The 19,903-nt window shown below is 69.2% G+C and carries 18 protein-coding genes; all 18 read left to right on the plus strand.

Annotated elements, in window-relative coordinates:
- The first annotated feature begins 82 nt into the window (after window positions 1-82).
- Entirely contained in the window at window positions 83-1,186 is a 1,104-nt protein-coding gene (locus QM841_RS13130; protein WP_009480416.1) for an aminopeptidase P family protein, read from the plus strand.
- A 34-nt stretch (window positions 1,187-1,220) separates the two neighbouring features.
- A complete protein-coding gene (gene efp, locus QM841_RS13135; protein WP_105421857.1) occupies window positions 1,221-1,784 on the plus strand; it encodes an elongation factor P in 564 nt (187 codons plus the stop codon).
- Complete coding sequence (gene nusB, locus QM841_RS13140; RefSeq protein ID WP_009480418.1) at window positions 1,785-2,294, plus strand: transcription antitermination factor NusB; 510 nt, start codon at window positions 1,785-1,787, stop codon at window positions 2,292-2,294.
- A 140-nt stretch (window positions 2,295-2,434) separates the two neighbouring features.
- The gene (gene pyrR, locus QM841_RS13145; RefSeq protein WP_283332341.1) at window positions 2,435-3,064 is read left to right on the plus strand and encodes a bifunctional pyr operon transcriptional regulator/uracil phosphoribosyltransferase PyrR; all 630 of its coding nucleotides are present in this window, start codon (window positions 2,435-2,437) and stop codon (window positions 3,062-3,064) included.
- Window positions 3,065-4,009, plus strand: coding sequence for an aspartate carbamoyltransferase catalytic subunit (locus QM841_RS13150; RefSeq protein WP_280782175.1), 945 nt, complete (start codon window positions 3,065-3,067; stop codon window positions 4,007-4,009).
- 11 nt (window positions 4,010-4,020) lie between these two features.
- Window positions 4,021-5,364 (plus strand): dihydroorotase, encoded by a 1,344-nt coding sequence (locus QM841_RS13155; RefSeq protein WP_283332342.1) that lies wholly within the window; start codon window positions 4,021-4,023, stop codon window positions 5,362-5,364.
- The gene (locus tag QM841_RS13160) at window positions 5,361-5,927 is read left to right on the plus strand and encodes a PH-like domain-containing protein (protein ID WP_120659116.1); all 567 of its coding nucleotides are present in this window, start codon (window positions 5,361-5,363) and stop codon (window positions 5,925-5,927) included. The genes QM841_RS13155 and QM841_RS13160 overlap by 4 nt, the downstream gene beginning before the upstream one ends.
- A complete protein-coding gene (carA, locus tag QM841_RS13165; RefSeq protein ID WP_222820817.1) occupies window positions 5,924-7,084 on the plus strand; it encodes a glutamine-hydrolyzing carbamoyl-phosphate synthase small subunit in 1,161 nt (386 codons plus the stop codon). Before QM841_RS13160 ends, carA begins: the two co-directional genes overlap by 4 nt.
- Window positions 7,084-10,452 carry a carbamoyl-phosphate synthase large subunit gene (gene carB, locus QM841_RS13170; RefSeq protein WP_283332343.1) on the plus strand — a complete coding sequence of 1,123 codons (3,369 nt, stop codon included), beginning with the start codon at window positions 7,084-7,086 and terminating at the stop codon, window positions 10,450-10,452. Before carA ends, carB begins: the two co-directional genes overlap by 1 nt.
- Window positions 10,449-11,288, plus strand: coding sequence for an orotidine-5'-phosphate decarboxylase (pyrF, locus tag QM841_RS13175; RefSeq protein WP_183102180.1), 840 nt, complete (start codon window positions 10,449-10,451; stop codon window positions 11,286-11,288). The genes carB and pyrF overlap by 4 nt, the downstream gene beginning before the upstream one ends.
- Window positions 11,289-11,414: 126 nt before the next feature.
- Window positions 11,415-11,735, plus strand: coding sequence for an integration host factor, actinobacterial type (mihF, locus tag QM841_RS13180; protein WP_005262298.1), 321 nt, complete (start codon window positions 11,415-11,417; stop codon window positions 11,733-11,735).
- 8 nt (window positions 11,736-11,743) lie between these two features.
- Entirely contained in the window at window positions 11,744-12,367 is a 624-nt protein-coding gene (gmk, locus tag QM841_RS13185) for a guanylate kinase (RefSeq protein WP_283332344.1), read from the plus strand.
- A 41-nt stretch (window positions 12,368-12,408) separates the two neighbouring features.
- Window positions 12,409-12,714, plus strand: a complete 306-nt coding sequence (gene rpoZ, locus QM841_RS13190; RefSeq protein ID WP_005241734.1) for a DNA-directed RNA polymerase subunit omega — start codon at window positions 12,409-12,411, stop codon at window positions 12,712-12,714.
- A gap of 14 nt (window positions 12,715-12,728) precedes the next feature.
- The gene (gene coaBC, locus QM841_RS13195) at window positions 12,729-14,033 is read left to right on the plus strand and encodes a bifunctional phosphopantothenoylcysteine decarboxylase/phosphopantothenate--cysteine ligase CoaBC (protein WP_120659113.1); all 1,305 of its coding nucleotides are present in this window, start codon (window positions 12,729-12,731) and stop codon (window positions 14,031-14,033) included.
- A gap of 132 nt (window positions 14,034-14,165) precedes the next feature.
- On the plus strand, window positions 14,166-15,380 hold the full coding sequence (gene metK, locus QM841_RS13200) for a methionine adenosyltransferase (RefSeq protein WP_120659112.1): 1,215 nt from the start codon (window positions 14,166-14,168) through the stop codon (window positions 15,378-15,380).
- 46 nt (window positions 15,381-15,426) lie between these two features.
- The gene (locus QM841_RS13205) at window positions 15,427-17,445 is read left to right on the plus strand and encodes a primosomal protein N' (RefSeq protein ID WP_283332345.1); all 2,019 of its coding nucleotides are present in this window, start codon (window positions 15,427-15,429) and stop codon (window positions 17,443-17,445) included.
- A 170-nt stretch (window positions 17,446-17,615) separates the two neighbouring features.
- Entirely contained in the window at window positions 17,616-19,043 is a 1,428-nt protein-coding gene (gene rox / locus QM841_RS13210; RefSeq protein WP_283332346.1) for a rifampin monooxygenase, read from the plus strand.
- Between the two features lie 139 nt (window positions 19,044-19,182).
- Window positions 19,183-19,839 carry a PadR family transcriptional regulator gene (locus tag QM841_RS13215; protein WP_105421831.1) on the plus strand — a complete coding sequence of 219 codons (657 nt, stop codon included), beginning with the start codon at window positions 19,183-19,185 and terminating at the stop codon, window positions 19,837-19,839.
- Window positions 19,840-19,903 lie beyond the last annotated feature (64 nt).

Raw genomic sequence — 19,903 nt, forward strand, 5'->3', positions numbered from 1 at the left:
GCTCTGAAACCTGTTCTCGCCACCGGACGGGTGCCGTCGATCCGCGCCCTCCGGGCGGCGATTTGCCGGTACGTTTGACGACATGCCTGCTGATCATGGTTCGCGGCGCGCGGCGCTGCGCGCGGCCCTCGCCGCCCGGGATCTCGACGCACTTCTGGTGACGAATCTGGTGAACATCCGCTATCTCACTGGGTTCACCGGATCGAACGCCGCCCTGCTCGTGCACGCCGCCGACGCCGAGGGGGCCGAGGAGCGCACCGTCATCTGCACCGACGGCCGCTACCTCACGCAAGTCGGGGAACAGGTTCCCGATCTGCGGGCCGAGATCGCCCGCGCCAGCGCCGCGCACCTCATCGAATCGGTGGGTCGGCGGAGCCCGTCCTCGCTGGCGTTCGAGAGCCACGTGGTGACGGTGGACGAGTTCGCGGCCTGGTCGGTGCTCGCGCCGGACGCGCGCCTCGATCCCGTTCCGGGTCTCGTCGAGGAACTGCGGATGGTGAAGGACGATTTCGAGGTCGGATTGCTGCGGGCGGCGTGCACGGCCGCCGACTCCGCGCTCGCCGACCTGATCGAACGGGGTGGCCTCCGCCCGGGACGCACCGAGAAGGAGGTGGGCCGGGAACTGGAGGCGCTGATGCTCGCGCACGGCGCCGACGGCATCTCGTTCGAGACCATCGTCGCGGCCGGCGCCAACTCGGCGATCCCGCACCACCGCCCCACCGAGGCGGTCCTCGCCGGCGGCGACTTCGTGAAGCTGGACTTCGGCGCCGAGGTCGGCGGATACCACTCGGACATGACCAGAACGTATGTCCTGGGGCAGGCCGCCGACTGGCAACGGGACGTGTATGCGCTGGTCGCGCGGTCGCAGGAGGCCGGGCGGGACGCGTTGCGCCCGGGCGCCGAGGTGTCCGCCGTGGACGGTGCCGCCCGCCGGGTCATCGAAGACGCGGGCTACGGGGAACTGTTCCTGCACGGGCTCGGACACGGCGTCGGCCTGGAGATCCACGAAGCTCCGGGAATCGGCAAGCTCGGCACCGGTACACTTCTGGACGGTGCGGCGGTGACCGTCGAGCCGGGCGTGTACTTCTCCGGGCGCGGAGGCGTGCGGATCGAGGACACGCTCGTGGTTCGTGAGCAGGGACCGGAGCTGCTCACACTCACCACCAAAGACCTGACTGTCGTGTAGACGGTTTCGACCTTATCGAGGAGACGCGAAGCAAGTGGCTTCCACTAGTGATTTCAAGAACGGCCTGGTCCTGCAGATCGAGGGCCAGCTGTGGACGATCATCGAGTTCCAGCACGTGAAGCCCGGCAAGGGTCCCGCGTTCGTGCGCACCAAGTTGAAGAACGTGCTCTCGGGCAAGGTCGTCGACAAGACGTTCAACGCCGGCGTCAAGGTGGAGACGGCCACGGTCGACCGCCGCGACATGACGTACCTGTACCACGACGGCACCGACTACATCTTCATGGACGGCGACACCTACGACCAGATCTCGATCAGCGAGGCCACCGTCGGCGACGGTGCACGCTTCATGCTCGAGAACATGGCCGTGCAGGTTGCGACGCACGAGGACGTCCCGCTGTTCGTGGAATTGCCCGTCACCGTCGAACTGGTGGTCAAACACACCGATCCCGGTCTGCAGGGCGACCGCTCCACCGGTGGCACCAAGCCCGCCACCCTCGAGACCGGTGCCGAGATCAACGTGCCGCTGTTCATCAACACCGGTGACAAGCTGAAGGTCGATTCCCGCGACGGCAACTACCTCGGGCGTGTGAATTCCTGAGTGTCCGGTACGCATAAGAAACTCGGCGCACGGCACAAGGCCCGCAAGCGCGCCGTCGATTTCCTCTTCGAGGCCGAGGCGCGAGATCTCGATCCGGTCGATCTCGCCACCGAGCGCGCGGAGCTGTCCGGCAAGGACGACTCCGTGGCGCCGGTTGCTCCGTACACCGTCACCGTGGTGACCGGGGTGGCGGAGAACCTGGACCGCCTCGACGAGGTGATCAGATCCCACCTGCAGGACTGGACGCTGGAGAGGCTGCCCGCCGTCGACCGCGCCATCCTGCGCATCGCCGTGTGGGAGCTGTTCCACGCTACCGACGTGCCTCCGGTCGTGGCCGTGGACGAGGCGGTGGAGCTGGCCAAACAGCTGTCCACCGACGAGTCGCCGGGGTTCGTGAACGGCATCCTCGGTCAGGTCGTGCTGGTGGCGCCGCAGGTGCGGTCGGCTGCGGCCGCGACGTCGCGGCGCACCGAGACCGCCGGCGGCGAGTCGAACGACGCCGGTTCGTAAGTTCGTGTCCCGCTGCGGGCCCGCGACTGCGGGCCCGCAGGTCAGGGGTCCGGGCCTGGCGCAGTCGACGCGCTGATAAGCTGTCCGCGTCAGGCATCCTTTAACGATCCGTCCAGTGAGGCGGAGAAGGAGGTCGTTGTATGCGCGTGCCCGAAGGGTCTCGCCCCGCCGGGGAACCGGCGGATTCAACACCAGAGTCGTCTCCGTCCGTCGAACCCGCACGCGAGCTGCTGTCCGCGGCCGATGTGGGACGGACCATTGCGCGAATCGCGCACCAGATCATCGAGAAGACCGCGCTGGACGCCGCCGACGGTGACGCGCCGCGGGTCGTCCTGATCGGCATCCCCACCCGGGGCACGACGCTCGCCGCCCGCCTCGCCGCGAAGGTCGAAGAATTCTCCGGGGTGCGCCCATCGGTCGGCTCCCTCGACATCACCCTGTACCGCGACGACCTGCGCACCAAACCGCACCGTCCCCTCGAACGCACGTCGGTGCCCGAGGGCGGCGTCGACAACACCCTGGTGGTGCTCGTCGACGACGTGCTGTTCTCCGGCCGCACCGTCCGCTCGGCACTCGACGCCCTCCGCGACCTCGGGCGGCCGCGCGCCGTTCAGCTGGCCGTCCTCGTCGACCGCGGCCACCGCGAACTGCCGCTGCGCGCCGACTACGTGGGCAAGAACGTGCCCACCGCCCGCACCGAGGACGTCAAGGTGCTCCTGAGCGAACACGACGGCCGCGACGCGGTCATGATCTCCGGGGGGAAGAGCTAAGTGAAGCACCTGTTGTCGATCGCGGACCTGACACGGGAATCGGCTGTCGAACTCCTCGACGAGGCCGAACGCTTCGAACAAGCACTCCTCGGACGTGAGGTGCGGAAGCTCCCGACGCTGCGGGGCCGGACGGTCATGACCGTGTTCTTCGAGAACTCGACCCGGACCCGGGTGTCGTTCGAGGTCGCCGGGAAGTGGATGAGCGCGGACGTCATCAACGTCAGCGCCTCCAGTTCGTCGGTGTCCAAGGGTGAATCCCTCCGGGACACGGCGATGACACTGCGCGCGGCCGGCGCCGACGCCCTGATCGTGCGCCACCCCGCCTCGGGTGCGGCCCACCAGATCGCGAAGTGGACCGGGCATCAGGACGACGGCGGGCCGGCGGTCATCAACGCCGGCGACGGTACCCACGAACATCCCACCCAGGCGCTGCTCGACGCGCTCACGCTGCGTCAGCGTCTCGGCGACATCGAGGGCAAGCGCATCGCCATCGTCGGCGACATCCTGCACAGCCGGGTGGCGCGGTCGAACGCACTGCTGCTGTCGATGCTCGGCGCCGAGGTGGTTCTCGTCGCGCCGCCCACGTTGCTCCCCGTGGGGGTGTCCACCTGGCCGGTGTCGGTGGCGCATTCGCTGGACGCGGAGCTTCCCGGCCTCGACGCCGTCCTCATGCTGCGGGTGCAGGCGGAACGGATGAACGGCGGATTCTTCCCGTCCCAGCGGGAGTACTCGATCAATTACGGCCTGTCGGAGAAGCGGCTCGCGCTGCTTCCCGACCACGCGGTGGTGCTGCACCCCGGCCCGATGCTGCGCGGCATGGAGATCGCGTCGGCGGTTGCCGACTCGACGAGGACCGCCGTGCTGCAGCAGGTGACCAACGGTGTGCACATGCGGATGGCGGTGCTGTTCCGGCTGCTGGTCGGAGCGGAGGAAGTTGCGGGATGAGTGGTAGCGGGATGAGTGACAGTGCAGTGACAGGAGAGACAGTGCTCATCAAGAACGTGTTGCTGTACGGCGAGGGCGAACCCACCGACGTGCTGCTCGGGGACGGCGTCATCGCCGCGATCGGTGCGGACGCGGGCGAGGACAGCGGGCCGGACGTCGACGTGATCGACGCGGCGGGGCAGATCCTGCTCCCCGGTTTCGTCGACCTGCACACCCACCTGCGGGAACCCGGCCGCGAGGACACCGAGACCATCGATTCCGGTTCGGCCGCCGCCGCGCTCGGCGGGTACACCGCGGTGTTCGCGATGGCCAACACCAGCCCGGTCGCCGATTCGGTGGTCGTCACCGACCACGTGTGGCGCCGCGGCCAGGAAGTCGGACTCGTCGACGTGCATCCCGTCGGCGCCGTCACCGTCGGGCTCGAGGGCAAGCAGCTCGCCGAGATGGCCACGATGGCGTCGGGGGTCGGCCGGGTGCGGATGTTCTCGGACGACGGCCACTGCGTCTACGACCCGCTGATCATGCGCCGGGCGCTCGAGTACTCGAGCTCGCTCGGGGTGCTCATCGCGCAGCACGCGGAGGAGCCGCGGCTCACCGTCGGCGCCGTCGCACACGAGGGCCCCACCGCCGCCCGGCTCGGGCTCGCGGGCTGGCCGCGCGCCGCCGAGGAGTCGATCGTCGCCCGCGACGCGCTGCTCGCCCGCGACGCCGGGGCGCGCGTGCACATCTGCCACGCCTCCACCGCGGGGACCGTCGAACTGATGAAGTGGGCACGCGGCCAAGGCATTTCGATCACCGCCGAGGTCACCCCGCACCATCTGCTGCTCGACGACTCCCGGCTCGAGACGTACGACGCCGTCAACAAGGTGAATCCGCCCCTGCGGGAGGCGAGCGACGTCGCCGCGCTCCGGGCCGGACTGGCCGAGGGGATCATCGACTGCGTCGCGACCGATCACGCACCGCACGCCGAGCAGGACAAGTGCTGCGAGTTCGCGGCCGCCCGACCCGGAATGCTGGGACTGGAGACGGCACTGTCGATCGTCGCGCAGACGATGGTCCGCACGGGCCTGCTCGACTGGCGCGGCGTCGCGCGGGTGATGAGTGAGCGGCCCGCCGAGATCGTCGGACTCGACGACCAGGGTCGCCCGATCGAGGTCGGCGAGCCCGCCAACCTGGTGCTGATCGATCCGGACGCCGAATGGACGGTCCACGGCCCCGATCTCGCCAGCGTCGCCCACAACACGCCGTACGAGTCGATGACGCTGCCGGCGCGGGTGACCACGACGATCCTCCGTGGCCGGGTCACCGCGAGCGACGGCCAGGCCCGCGTCCCGGTGCGGAACGGTAGGGGATGACGGTGGAGAGAATTCTGTGGATAGTCGGCCTCGTCGCGTTCTGGGCGCTGGCCATCTTCCTCATGTACATCGGGTGGCGCGGTCGTGCCCGCCGTCAGGCCGACCGGGTCGGGCAGCTTCCCGCCGTGCCCGCGCACCTCGGCGAGCAGACGATCGCCCCGGCCACCGGACTGTATGTGGGCAGCACCCTGGCCCCGAGCTGGCAGGACCGGATCGCGGTCGGCGACCTCGGTTTCCGGGCGACGGGAGAGATCTCCCGCTACGCGGCCGGGATCCTGCTCGAACGTGACGGGGCGTCGGCGATCTGGATTCCGCAGGACGCGGTCCGCGCCGTGCGCACCGAGCGCGGTCTTGCGGGCAAGGTCATGAGCAAGGACGGCGTCCTCGTGATCCGGTGGGAACTGCCGACGGGCACCGAGATCGACACCGGTTTCCGGAGCGACGACAAGTCCGTGTACCCCGCCTGGGTCGGCGCAGGGGAGCCGGACGGCAAGACAGACAGTGAAGATTCAGCGAATGCGGCGAGCTCTGGTGAGGTCGAGCAGAACGGAGAGAACGCATGAGCGGCTACGACACCGACTCTGCAGTACTGGTCCTCGAGGACGGACGGGCATTCCGGGGCACCACGTTCGGTGCCGTCGGCCAGACCCTCGGTGAGGCCGTCTTCAGCACCGGCATGACCGGCTACCAGGAGACCCTCACCGACCCCAGTTACCACCGCCAGATCGTCGTGGCCACCGCGCCGCAGATCGGCAACACGGGATGGAACGACGAGGACGACGAGTCCGTCGGCCCCACCGGCAGCAGCGCCGAGGCGAAGATCTGGGTGGCCGGGTACGTCGTCCGCGACCCCGCCCGCCGCACCTCCAGCTGGCGCGCCACCGGGTCCCTGCAGGATGAGCTCGTGAAGCAGGGGGTCGTCGGGATCGCCGGCATCGACACTCGCGCACTGGTCCGCCACCTGCGCACCCGCGGCTCGATGCGCGCCGGGGTGTTCTCCGGCGACGCACTGGCCGAGACCGACGTGCTGCTCGACCGGGTGAAGAGCCAGCCGTCGATGCTCGGCGCGGATCTCGCCGGCGAGGTCAGCACCACCAGCGGGTACGTCGTCGAGCCGACCGGGGGAGACGCGCGCTTCACCGTCGCGGCGATCGACCTCGGCATCAAGACCAACACCCCGCGCATGTTCGCCGAGCGCGGCATCCGGGTGCACGTGCTCCCGTCCAACGCGACGCTCGAGCAGATCCTCGACCTGAAGGCCGACGGCGTCTTCCTCTCCAACGGTCCCGGCGACCCGGCGACCGCCGACGGCGCCGTGCACCTCACCAAGGAAGTCATCGGGCAGGGCCTGCCCCTGTTCGGCATCTGCTTCGGCAACCAGATCCTCGGGCGGGCTCTCGGTCTCGGCACCTACAAGATGAAGTTCGGTCACCGAGGCATCAACATCCCGGTCGTCGAACACGAGACGGGACGCATCGCGATCACCGCGCAGAACCACGGGTTCGCGCTCGAGGGCGAGGCCGGGCAGGAGTTCGACACCCCGTTCGGCAAGGCCGTGATCAGCCACACCTGCGCCAACGACGGTGCCGTCGAGGGGGTCCGCCTGCTCGACGGATCCGCGTTCTCGGTGCAGTACCACCCCGAGGCCGCGGCGGGCCCGCACGACGCCGCGTACCTGTTCGACCGCTTCACCAGCCTGCTCGAGGGAGTCAAGAACTAATGCCACGCCGTACAGATCTCTCCCACATCCTGGTGATCGGCTCCGGGCCGATCGTCATCGGCCAGGCCTGTGAGTTCGACTACTCCGGAACCCAGGCCTGCCGGGTGCTGCGCGAGGAGGGCCTGCGGGTCAGCCTCGTCAACTCCAACCCGGCCACGATCATGACCGACCCCGAGTTCGCGGACGCCACGTACGTGGAGCCGATCACCGCCGAATTCGTCGAGAAGGTCATCGCCCTCGAGGCGGAGAAGGGCCACCCGATCGACGCCGTCCTCGCGACGCTCGGCGGCCAGACGGCCCTCAACACCGCGGTGGCGCTGCACGAGCAGGGCATCCTCGAGAAGTACGACGTCGAGCTGATCGGTGCCGACTTCGACGCCATCCAGCGCGGCGAGGACCGGCAGAAGTTCAAGGACATCGTCGCCAAGGTCGGCGGCGAGTCCGCGCGCTCCCGTGTCTGCTACACGATGGACGAGGTCCGCGACACCGTCGCTGAACTGGGCTTCCCCGTCGTGGTGCGGCCGTCGTTCACAATGGGCGGCCTCGGCTCCGGCATGGCCTACGACGACGAGGACCTGACGCGGATCGCCGGCGGCGGTCTCGCCGCGTCACCCACGGCCAACGTGCTGATCGAGGAGTCGATCCTCGGGTGGAAGGAATACGAGCTCGAGCTGATGCGCGACGGCCGCGACAACGTCGTGATCGTGTGCTCGATCGAGAACGTCGACCCCGTCGGCGTGCACACCGGCGACTCGATCACCGTCGCCCCCGCCATGACGCTCACGGACCGTGAGTACCAGGCGATGCGCGACCTCTCGATCGACATTCTCCGCGAGGTCGGCGTCGACACCGGCGGCTGCAACATTCAGTTCGCCATGGATCCCACCGACGGACGCCTCGTCGTCATCGAGATGAACCCGCGCGTGTCGCGGTCCAGTGCACTCGCCTCCAAGGCGACCGGCTTCCCGATCGCGAAGATCGCCGCGAAGCTCGCGATCGGCTACACGCTGGACGAGATCGTCAACGACATCACCAAGGAAACCCCGGCGTGCTTCGAGCCGACCCTCGACTACGTCGTCGTCAAGGCGCCGCGGTTCGCGTTCGAGAAGTTCCCCGGCGCCGACGACACCCTCACCACGACGATGAAGTCGGTCGGTGAGGCCATGTCGATCGGCCGCAACTTCACCGAGGCGTTCGGCAAGGTGCTGCGCTCGCTGGAGACCAAGCGGGCCGGGTACTGGACCGGACCCGACGTGGAGGCCACCGACCTGGACAGCCTCCTGGCGGAACTGAGCATCCCCCGCGACGGCCGCGTGTACGGCCTCGAGAAGGCGTTCGCTCTCGGCGCCACCGTCGAGCAGCTGTTCGACGCCACGAAGATCGACCCGTGGTTCCTCGACCAGATCCTGCAGATCCACGAGCTCGGCGACACGCTGCGCGAGGCGCCCGAGGTGACCGAGCGGGTACTGCGCCGCGCCAAGCACCACGGCCTGTCGGATCGGCAGATCGCGGCCCTGCGCCCCGAGATCGGCGGCGAGGACGCCGTCCGGGCGCTGCGTGAGCAGTGGAACGTCCACCCCGTGTACAAGACGGTCGACACCTGCGCCGCCGAGTTCGAGGCAAAGACGCCGTACCACTACTCCACGTACGAACTCGACCCGGCGGCCGAGTCCGAGGTGGCCCCGCAGACCGAGCGTCCGAAGGTCCTGATCCTCGGTTCCGGACCGAACCGCATCGGTCAGGGCATCGAGTTCGACTACTCCTGCGTCCACGCCGCACTGACGCTGTCGGAGGCCGGCTACGAGACGGTGATGGTCAACTGCAACCCGGAGACCGTCTCCACCGACTACGACACCGCCGACCGCCTGTACTTCGAGCCGCTCACGTTCGAGGACGTGCTCGAGGTGTACCGGGCCGAGACGCTGTCGGGCACCGTCGCCGGCGTGATCGTGCAGCTCGGCGGACAGACCCCGCTGGGTCTGGCGAAGCGGCTGAAGGCCGCGGGCGTGCCGATCGTCGGCACCAGCCCTGAGGCGATCGACCTCGCGGAGGATCGCGGCGAGTTCGGCAAGGTGCTGGTCGAGGCCGGTCTGCCCGCTCCCAAGTTCGGCACCGCCACCACGTTCGCCGGGGCCCGCGAGATCGCGGCCGGCATCGGGTACCCGGTGCTGGTGCGCCCGTCGTACGTCCTCGGTGGCCGCGGCATGGAAATCGTCTACGACGAGGCATCGCTGGAGAGCTACATCTCCCGCGCCACCGAGATCTCCGACGATCGGCCCGTCCTGGTCGACCGGTTCCTGGAAGACGCCATCGAGATCGACGTCGACGCGCTCTGCGACGGCTCCGAGGTGTACCTCGGCGGTGTGATGGAGCACATCGAGGAGGCCGGCATCCACTCGGGCGACTCGGCCTGTGCGTTGCCGCCGATCACCCTCGGCCGCGCCGACCTCGAGAACGTCCGCCGCTCCACGGAGGCGCTCGCCAAGGGCATCGGCGTCAAGGGCCTGCTCAACGTCCAGTACGCCCTGAAGGACGACATCCTCTACGTCCTCGAGGCCAACCCCCGCGCCAGCCGCACCGTGCCGTTCGTGTCGAAGGCGACGGCGGTGCAGCTCGCCAAGGCGTGCGCCCGCGTCATGCTGGGCGAGTCCATCGCCGATCTGCGTGCGAGCGGTGTGCTCCCGGCCACCGGCGACGGCGGCTCGACCCCGGCGGACGCACCCGTCGCCGTCAAGGAGGCCGTGCTGCCGTTCAACCGGTTCCGGCGCGCCGACGGCACCGGCATCGACACCCTGCTGAGCCCGGAGATGAAGTCGACCGGCGAGGTCATGGGCATCGACGCCGACTTCGGCACCGCGTTCGCGAAGAGCCAGACGGCCGCGTACGGCTCGCTGCCCACGTCGGGGTCAGTGTTCGTCTCCGTCGCCAACAAGGACAAGCGATCGCTGATCTTCCCGGTCAAGCGGCTCGCCGACCTGGGTTTCCGGATCCTGGCCACCGAGGGCACCGCGGCGGTTCTCCGCCGGAACGGGATCACCTGCCAGGAGGTGCACAAGCACTCCGGCGAGAAGCTGGAGGAGGGTGAGCGCACCATCGTCGAGATGATCCGCGACGGCGAGGTCGACATGGTGATCAACACGCCGTACGGCAACTCCGGACCGCGCGTCGACGGTTACGAGATCCGCAGCGCGGCCGTCGCCATGAACATCCCGTGCGTCACCACCGTGCAGGGTGCGTCCGCCGCGGTGCAGGGCATCGAGGCCGCGATTCGCGGCGACATCGGTGTCCAGTCGCTCCAGGCGCTGCACGAGCGGCTGCGGTCGCCCGCCGTCGTCGTGGCTCCCGCGAGCGGTTCCGCGTCGTCGTGAGCGGACACCATCACCACCACTCCTGGGTGCATCGGCTGACATCGGCGGTCGAGCACCGGGGGCGGTTGTGCGTCGGGATCGATCCGCATCCGGGACTGCTCGAGGCGTGGGGGCTGCCCGTCTCCGCCGAGGGGCTGGAGACGTTCGCGGAGATCTGCGTGGAGGCCTTCGTCGGTGAGGTGGCCGTCGTGAAGCCTCAGGTGGCGTTCTTCGAAGCGTACGGCTCCGCCGGGTACGCGGTGCTCGAACGCACCATTTCGGTCCTCAGAGAGGCAGGGACGCTCGTCGTCGCCGATGCCAAGCGCGGGGACATCGGGTCGACGATGGCGGCGTACGCGCAGTCCTGGCTGGGTGCGGAGTCGGCCCTGTCCTCCGATGCGGTGACGGTGTCGCCGTATCTGGGATTCGGTGCGCTCGACCCGGCGCTGTCGCTGGCGGCGGAGCAGGGCCGCGGGCTCTTCGTGCTGGCCCGGACGTCCAATCCCGAGGGCGGCGACCTGCAGGCGGCGCAGACCGCCGGGGGAGCGTCCGTGGCCCAGTCCGTGGTGGACGCGGCGGTCCGGCACAACGACGCGCAACCCGGTCTGGTGGGTCTGGTGGTGGGCGCGACACGCGGACACGGCCTGGATTTGTCGAATTTTTCCGGACCGATTCTCGCGCCCGGTCTCGGCGCCCAGGGCGCGACTCCCGGTGACCTCGCCGACATTTTTCCCGATTCTCGAAAACTGTTGTTGCCGAACAGTTCTCGTGGTGTTCTCCGTGCCGGACCGTCGGTGACGGCACTGCGTGAGGCGGCCGTGAAGGTCCGCGACGAGATCGAGTCCGCACTCTCATAGCCCACCCGAATCCGGCTCTGACCTCGGGGGGTGGGTTCGCAATCGGCGCCGGGCGTGAGTACGGTCGCTATCGCTGCTGGTTATCCAGTGGTTTGGACTATTTGCCAACGACGAGACGGAGGAACCGTGGCCCTTCCCCAGTTGACTGATGAGCAGCGCGCTGCTGCTTTGGAGAAGGCAGCTGCTGCCCGCAAGGCCAGGGCTGAGCTCAAGGAGCGCCTGAAGCGTGGTGGCACCGACCTCAAGCAGGTTCTCAAGGACGCCGAGGACGACGAGATCCTGGGCAAGATGAAGGTGTCGGCACTGCTCGAGGCGCTGCCCAAGGTGGGCAAGGTCAAGGCGCAGGAGATCATGACCGAGCTGGAGATCGCTCCGACCCGTCGCCTCCGTGGCCTCGGCGATCGGCAGCGGAAGGCCCTGCTCGCCAGGTTCGACTTCGAGGCCTGAGCACGACAGTGGTAGCTGACGCACAAGTGTCAGAGAGCAAGACCGCAGTGCGGAGGGGTCGGCTGGTAGTTCTGGCCGGCCCCTCGGCCGTCGGTAAGTCCAGCGTGGTGCGACTCCTGCGTGAACGGATGCCGGAGCTCGTCTTCAGCGTGTCCGCGACGACGCGCGACCCACGCCCGGGCGAGGTGGACGGCAAGGACTACCGGTTCACCTCTCGCGACGAGTTCCAGCGGATGATCGAATCCGGTGAGCTGCTCGAATGGGCCGAGATCCACGGCGGACTCCAGCTGTCGGGAACCCCGGCCGCACCCGTACGCCGGGCCATCGAGCAGGGCAAACCGGTGCTGGTCGAGGTCGATCTCGCCGGTGCGCGGGCCGTCCGCGCCGCGATGCCGGAGGCTCTGCTCGTCTTCATGGCGCCCCCGAGCTGGGACGTGCTGGTCGAGAGATTGACCGGCCGGGGCACCGAATCCGCCGAGGTGGTGGAGCGGCGTCTCGCGACCGCGAGAGTCGAGCTGGAGGCGCAGGACGAGTTCGACGAGGTCATCGTGAACGAGGATGTCAGCCGATCGTGCGACGAGTTGGTAACCTTGTTGGTTGGACGACCGGAACAGTCCGAGTCGACCCACTAGATCTCACATCAACTAGCCAGAACTATTTCAGGAGATACCGAGTGAGCAGCACCCCCGCAGTAGCGTCCGCAACTCCCAGCCACGGCGCCCTGCCGGCTTACGACACCCCGCTCGGCATCACCAATCCTCCGATCGACGAGCTTCTCGCCCGCACGTCGTCGAAGTACGCGCTGGTGATCTACGCGGCCAAGCGTGCGCGTCAGATCAACGATTACTACAACCAGCTCGGTGACGGCATCCTCGAGTACGTCGGCCCCCTCGTCGAGCCGGGCCTGCAGGAGAAGCCGCTGTCGATCGCGCTGCGTGAGATCCACTCCGATCTTCTCGAGCACACCGAAGGCGAGTGAGCGGAGGATCTGCCGTGCCTGAACAGGCAGCGGGCCCGGGCACCGGGCACGTGACGGATTCACCGGAACCGGTTCTGGCGGGGGCAGCCCGCAAGCGGATCGTCGTCGGTGTCGGCGGCGGCATCGCCGCGTACAAGAGTTGTGCCGTCATCCGGGCCTTCACGGAGGCCGGTCACCACGTGCGGGTCATCCCGACGGAGTCCGCGCTCGAGTTCGTCGGCAAGGCGACGTTCGAGGCGCTGTCGGGCAACCCCGTGCACACGGGTGTGTTCACCGACGTTCCGCAGGTTCCGCACGTCCGTCTCGGGCAGGAAGCGGACCTCGTCGTCATCGCGCCCGCCACCGCCGACCTCATGGCGCGGGCCGTGGCGGGACGCGCGGACGACCTCCTCACCGCGACGCTGCTCACCGCACGATGTCCCGTGGTGTTCGCTCCCGCGATGCACACGGAGATGTGGGAACACCCGGCCACCGTCGCCAACGTCGCCACGCTGCGCGCACGCGGCGTGACCGTCATCGAACCCGCATCCGGCCGCCTCACCGGCAAGGACACCGGCGCCGGCCGGCTGCCGGAACCCGACGAGATCGTCGGGTTGGCGTCGTTGCTGGTGGAGCGTCCCGACGCCCTGCCCCGTGATCTCGAGGGCCGGCGGATCCTCGTGTCCGCGGGCGGCACCCGCGAACCGCTCGATCCGGTGCGGTTCCTCGGTAACCGCAGTTCGGGCAAGCAGGGATACGCCATCGCCCGGCTCGCCGTGCAGCGCGGGGCCGAGGTCACCCTCGTCTCCGGCTACACCGCCGGCCTCGCCGACCCGGCCGCCGTCGACATGGTGCACGTCCGCACGGCGGAAGACATGCGGGTCGCGGTCGGCAAGCACGCGCCCGGATTCGACGCCGTGATCATGGCCGCGGCGGTGGCCGACTTCCGGCCGTCGACGATGGTGGCGAGCAAGATCAAGAAGGGTGCGGGCGAGCCCGACTCGATCGCACTCACCAAGAACGAGGACATCCTCGCCGGGCTGGTGCAGTCCCGGCGGGACGGCGAGATCCCGTCCAAGACCGTGATCGTCGGATTCGCGGCCGAGACGGGCGACGCCGACGGCGACGTCCTCACCTACGCGAGGGCCAAGCTCGCGCGTAAGGGCTGCGACCTCCTCGTCGTCAACGCGGTCGGCGAGGGCAAGGCGTTCGAGGTCGACCACAACGACGGGTGGCTGCTCGGAGCCGACGGTTCCGAGTCTGCGCTCGAGCACGGATCGAAGGCGTTGATGGCCAGCCGGGTACTCGACGCCGTCGACCAGCTGTTCCGAACACTCTGACGGCACATCCGGCAGAGTTTCGGTGATTCGAAAGGTGTCACTCCCGCCGGGGTGGCGCTAGGGTCGTTCGCGGTATTACGCAGCTAAGCTGTTTTCACGTGCTGTTCAGGACAACTGTCGAGAGGGAATTCTGTGAGCCAGTCCGGTAGTCGGCTATTCACCAGTGAGTCTGTGACCGAGGGGCACCCGGACAAGATTTGTGATGCGATCAGCGACTCCATCCTCGACGCGCTCCTCACCGACGACCCGCGCGCCCGCGTCGCCGTCGAGACCCTGGTGACCACCGGACAGGTCCACGTCGCCGGTGAGGTCACGACCACCGCCTACGCCGACATCCCCAAGATCGTGCGCGACACCGTGCTCGAGATCGGGTACGACTCCTCGGCCAAGGGATTCGACGGCAACTCCTGCGGCGTCAACGTCGCGATCGGTGCACAGTCCCCGGAGATCGCCCAGGGCGTCGACCACTCGCACGAGGTCCGCACCGGCGAACTGAGCGACGACGAGATCGACCGTCAGGGCGCCGGCGACCAGGGACTGATGTTCGGGTTCGCGACCACCGACACCCCGGAACTGATGCCGCTGCCGATCGCGCTGGCGCACCGCCTGTCGCGGCGTCTCACCGAGGTCCGCAAGTCCGGTGTCCTGCCGTACCTGCGCCCGGACGGCAAGACCCAGGTCACCATCGAATACGACGGTGACAAGGCGGTTCGCCTCGACACCGTGGTCATCTCGACGCAGCACGCCGCCGATATCGACCTCGACAACCTGCTCACCCCGGATCTGCGGGAGAAGGTTCTCGGATCGGTTCTCGCCGAGATCGACATGCCCGAACTCGACGTCTCGAACATCCGTCTGCTCGTCAACCCCACCGGCAAGTTCGTGCTCGGCGGCCCGATGGGTGACGCCGGCCTGACGGGTCGCAAGATCATCGTCGACACCTACGGCGGCATGGCCCGCCACGGCGGCGGCGCGTTCTCCGGCAAGGACCCCTCGAAGGTCGACCGGTCGGCGGCCTACGCCATGCGCTGGGTGGCCAAGAACGCGGTCGCGGCGGGCCTCGCGGACCGGATCGAGGTTCAGGTGGCGTACGCGATCGGCAAGGCGGCGCCGGTGGGTCTGTTCGTCGAGACGTTCGGTACCGAGAAGACGGATCCGGCGCGGATCCAGCAGGCCATCACCGAAACGTTCGACCTGCGGCCCGGCGCCATCATCCGCGACCTCGACCTGCTGCGTCCGATCTACGCGCAGACCGCGGCCTACGGCCACTTCGGTCGCACCGACATCGACCTCCCGTGGGAGAGCATCGACCGGGCGGAGAAGCTGCGGGCAGCCGCAGGCCTCTGATCGGTAGTCACGGCGCGACGGGCGCCGCTCCGGTAGGGGCCGTCGCGTGAGCGCGGAAAAGGTTGCGGCAGAAGTAGATCCGGTTGCCCGGGTGCTGCCGCTGCTTCCGCTTGCCCACCTCGACCGCGAATTCGACTACCTCGTTCCGCAGGACCTCGACGAGCAGGCGCGGCCCGGGGTCCGGGTGCGCATCCGGTTCGCCGGGCGTCTCGTCGACGGGTTCGTCGTCTCCCGGAACGCGACGAGCGACCATCAGGGCCGTTTCGGCTGGCTCGAACGGGTGATCTCGCCCGAGCGGGTCCTGACCGAGGAGATCACCCGGGTGGTCGACCTCGTCGCCGGCCGATACGCCGGAACCCGCGCGGACGTCCTGCGGCTCGCGATCCCGCCGAGGCACGCGCGGGCGGAGTCCGAGGCCGCGTCCGATCCCCCCGAGGTGCCGGACACCGCAATCGAGACCGAGGCGTGGGACCGGTACGTGCACGGCGGCGCATTCCTGACCGCACTGTCGGGGGAGCGTGCCCCGCGCGCGGTCTGGCAGGCGCTCCCCGGCGAGGACTGGCCTGCGCGTCTCGCGGAACTGTCGGGGCTCGTTGCCGCCACCGGGGCGAGCACCGTCGTCGTCGTGCCCGATCAGCGTGATCTCGACCGTGTGGTCGCGGCGGTGGAAAAGCTCCTGGGCAAGGACGCGGTCGTCGGACTCGCCGCCGGTCTCGGCCCGGCGCTGCGGTACCGGCGTTGGCTGGCTGCGCTGCGCGGGACGGCCAAGGTCGTCGTCGGGACCCGGAGTTCGGTGTTCGCGCCGACTCCGCGCACCGGGCTGATCGTGGTCTGGGACGACGGGGACGACAACCATTCCGAGCCGCGCGCACCCTATCCGCACGCCCGCGAGGTGGCGCTGCTCCGCGCGTACGCCAGTGGCTGCGCGGTGGTGCTGGCCGGACACGCGCGAACCGCGGAGGCGCAGGCCCTGGTCGATTCGGGGTGGGCGCACGACCTCGTGGCCTCCCGGGACTCGGTGCGGGCGGCCGCCCCGAAGATCACCGCACTCGCGGACAGTGACCACGCCCTGGCCCGCGATCCCGGTGCACGCGCCGCCCGGTTGCCCGCGATCGCGTTCGCGGCTGCCCGGGAGGCGCTCGGCGCCGGCCGGGGAGTGCTCGTCCAGGTGCCCCGGCGCGGCTACGTGCCCAGCCTCGCGTGCGGCAAGTGCCGGGCGCCCGCGCGATGCCGGCGATGCAACGGACCTCTCGCGCTGCCGTCCGCGGCCGGCCCGGACGGGGCGGGGACCCCCGCGTGCCGATGGTGTGGCGTCGCCGACGCCGCACACCGCTGCCACGCGTGTGGAGCGAAGGCGCTGCGGGCCGTCGTGGTCGGTGCCGGACGGACCGCCGAGGAACTGGGTCGCGCGTTTCCCGGGGTTGCCGTCCGGATGTCGGGGGGCACGGACGTCGTGGACGAGGTGAAGCAGGGTCCCACCCTCGTGGTGTCGACGGTCGGGGCCGAACCGGTGATGCCGGGCGGCTATGGCGCGGCGTTGCTGCTCGACGGCTGGGCGCTGCTGGGCCGTCCCGACCTGCGCGCCGCGGAGGAGACGCTGCGGCGATGGATGACGGCATCGTCACTCGTGCGGCCGTTCGCCGAGGGCGGTCAGGTGGTCGTGGTCGCCGATTCGGGGATTCCGACCGTGCAGGCGCTGGTTCGCTGGGATCCGGTCGGTCACGCCCGTGCGCAGTACGAGGAGCGAGCGGAAGTCGGATTTCCGCCCGCCATCCACCTTGCGGCGATCGACGGCAGTGCGAAGGCGATCGCCGACCTCCTGGACCTCGCCGATCTGCCGGCGAATGCGGAATTGCTCGGCCCGGTCGAGTTGCCTGCCGGGGAGCGGCTGCCGTTCTCCGGCGACGCGCCCGAGCCGGCGGACGTGGAGCGCATGCTGATCCGGGTGCCGCGGGGCGAGGGGAAACCACTGGCCAAAGCGCTCGGAGAGGCGCAGTCGGTGCGTAGTGCGCGCAAGGACTCGCAGCCTGCCCGGGTCCAGATCGACCCCATTCGGATCGGCTAGCTCCACCCCGGGGGTGACAAAGGAATGGCAAGGAGGTTATGCACTCCCTGCCACTCTCAACATATAACGCACCGGGGGCCTTGCGGCAAGACCCGGGTCGTGCCGCAGAATCTCCCACCGAAGTCAGGACCAGCGGAAATCAGTATTCGCGGCATACGTGTGGGGGTTTCATGATCGACGTGATCGTTGCAGGCAGCGGACCGACCGGGCTGATGCTGGCCTGCGAGTTGCGGTTGCACGGCGTGCAGGTGCTCGTGGTGGAGAAGGAGGCGGAGCCGACGAGGGTTGTCCGTTCGCTGGGCCTGCACGCGCGCAGCATCGAGGTGATGGACCAGCGCGGTCTGCTGGAGCGGTTCCTCGCGCTCGGTACGCAGTACCCGCTCGGTGGCTTCTTCGCCGGCATCAGAAAGCCGGCACCCGAGCGGCTGGACACCGCACATCCGTACGTTCTCGGCATCCCGCAGACCACCACTGAGCGACTGTTGACCGAGCACGCCACCGAAGTCGGCGTCGAGATACGGCGCGGCTGCGAACTGGTCGGCCTGAATCAGGACGAACACGGGGTGACCGCCCTGCTGGCCGACGGCACCCAGCTGCGCTCGCGCTACCTCGTCGGCTGCGACGGCGGCCGCAGCACGGTGCGCAAGCTGCTCGGCGTCGATTTCCCCGGCGAGCCCAGCAGAGTCGACACACTGCTGGGCGAGGTGGAGCTGACCGCGCCGCAGGAGACGCTGGACGCCGTGGTGGCCGAGGTCCGCAAGACCCAGCTCCGGTTCGGCGCCATGCCGCTCCAGGACGGGGTGTACCGCATCGGCGTCCCCGCCGCAGGGGTGGCTGAGGACCGCACGGTCGCGCCGACCCTGGACGAGTTGAAGCAGCAGCTGCGGGCAACCGCGGGCACCGACTTCGGCGTGCACTCGCCGCGGTGGCTGTCCCGCTTCGGCGACGCCACCCGGCAGGCCGAGCGGTACCGGGTCCGCCGGGTGCTGCTGGCCGGCGACGCGGCGCACATCCACCCGCCGGTCGGCGGTCAGGGGCTGAACCTCGGTATCCAGGATGCGTTCAACCTCGGTTGGAAACTGGCAGCCGAGGTCGGTGGCTGGGCGCCGGAGGGGCTGTTGGACAGCTACCACACCGAACGGCACCCGGTCGCCGCCGACGTGCTGACCAATACCCGCGCCCAGATGGAGCTGATGTCCCTCGATCCGGGGCCCCAGGCGGTGCGCCGGCTGGTGTCGGAACTGATGGATTTCGAGAACGTGAACCGGTACCTGACCGAGAAGATCATCGCGATCGGGGTCCGCTACGACTTCGGCGAGGGGCATGAACTGCTCGGCCGGCGCCTACGGGACGTGGGGCTGAAGCGGGGACGACTCTACGAGCTGATGCACGACGGCCGCGGCTTACTGCTCGACCAGACCGGCCGGCTGTCGGTGACGGGCTGGGCGGACCGGGTCGACCACGTCGTCGACGTCAGCGAGGAACTCGACGTGCCCGCAGCGCTGCTGCGACCGGACGGGCATGTGGCGTGGGTCGGTGACGACCAGCAGGATCTGGTCGGCCGGCTGCACGAGTGGTTCGGCGCCGCCGCCGACTGAGCGCGAACGCCTCCGGACTCGGCCGGCGCAGCGCCCGCGAGTCCGGGGGCGACTTGACCACCGTCACAGAAAAGGACCTTGCCGAGTGTCTATTGCCGATATATCGTTGATGCATCAGCGATACAGAAGGAGGCTGATGATGGAAAACTTCCATTTCGAACACAGAGGTCCCCGACGGGACCGATTCGCGCGCGAGCGGACGGGACGGCCCGAGGGGCCCCACCGTCACGGACACCGGCGAGGCCGCTTCGGGCCCGAGGGTGATCCCGGGTTCGGCCCGGGAATGCACTTCGGCCGCGGACGCGGACGCGGTGGCAGGGGACGGCGCGGCGATGTCCGCTCCGCGATCCTGCTGCTGCTCACCGAGGAGCCGATGCACGGCTACGAGTTGATTCAGCAGATCGTCGAACGCAGCGACGGGGTGTGGAAGCCCAGTCCGGGTTCGATCTACCCCGCGCTGTCACAACTCGAGGACGAGGGTCTGGTACTGATCGAGAAGGTGGCGGGCCGCAAGACCGCACGCCTGACGGACGAGGGCAAGGCCTTCGTCGAAGCGAACAAGACCGAACTCGGCACCCCGTGGGACGACGTGCGGGAGAGTGTCGGCAGGCCCGCCGAGGACCTGCGGGGCCTGATCGGGCTGCTGATGGGTGCCGCGGGGCAGGTCGCCGCCGTCGGTGACGACGAACAGGTTCGGCGTGCCGGCGAAATTCTCACCGAGGCGCGTCGCGCGATGTATCGCCTTCTCGCGGAAGACGATCAGAGCGAAGCCGGCAAGGCTGACACCGACTCGTAGGGCGTCGCGGTTCACCGCGGGCCCGCCGCCTCGACGCGACAGCGCGTGCACATTCTGGGAAGGT

Origin of the sequence: Rhodococcus sp. IEGM 1307 (assembly GCF_030056915.1) — a bacterium.
Classification (GTDB): domain Bacteria; phylum Actinomycetota; class Actinomycetes; order Mycobacteriales; family Mycobacteriaceae; genus Rhodococcus_F; species Rhodococcus_F opacus_D.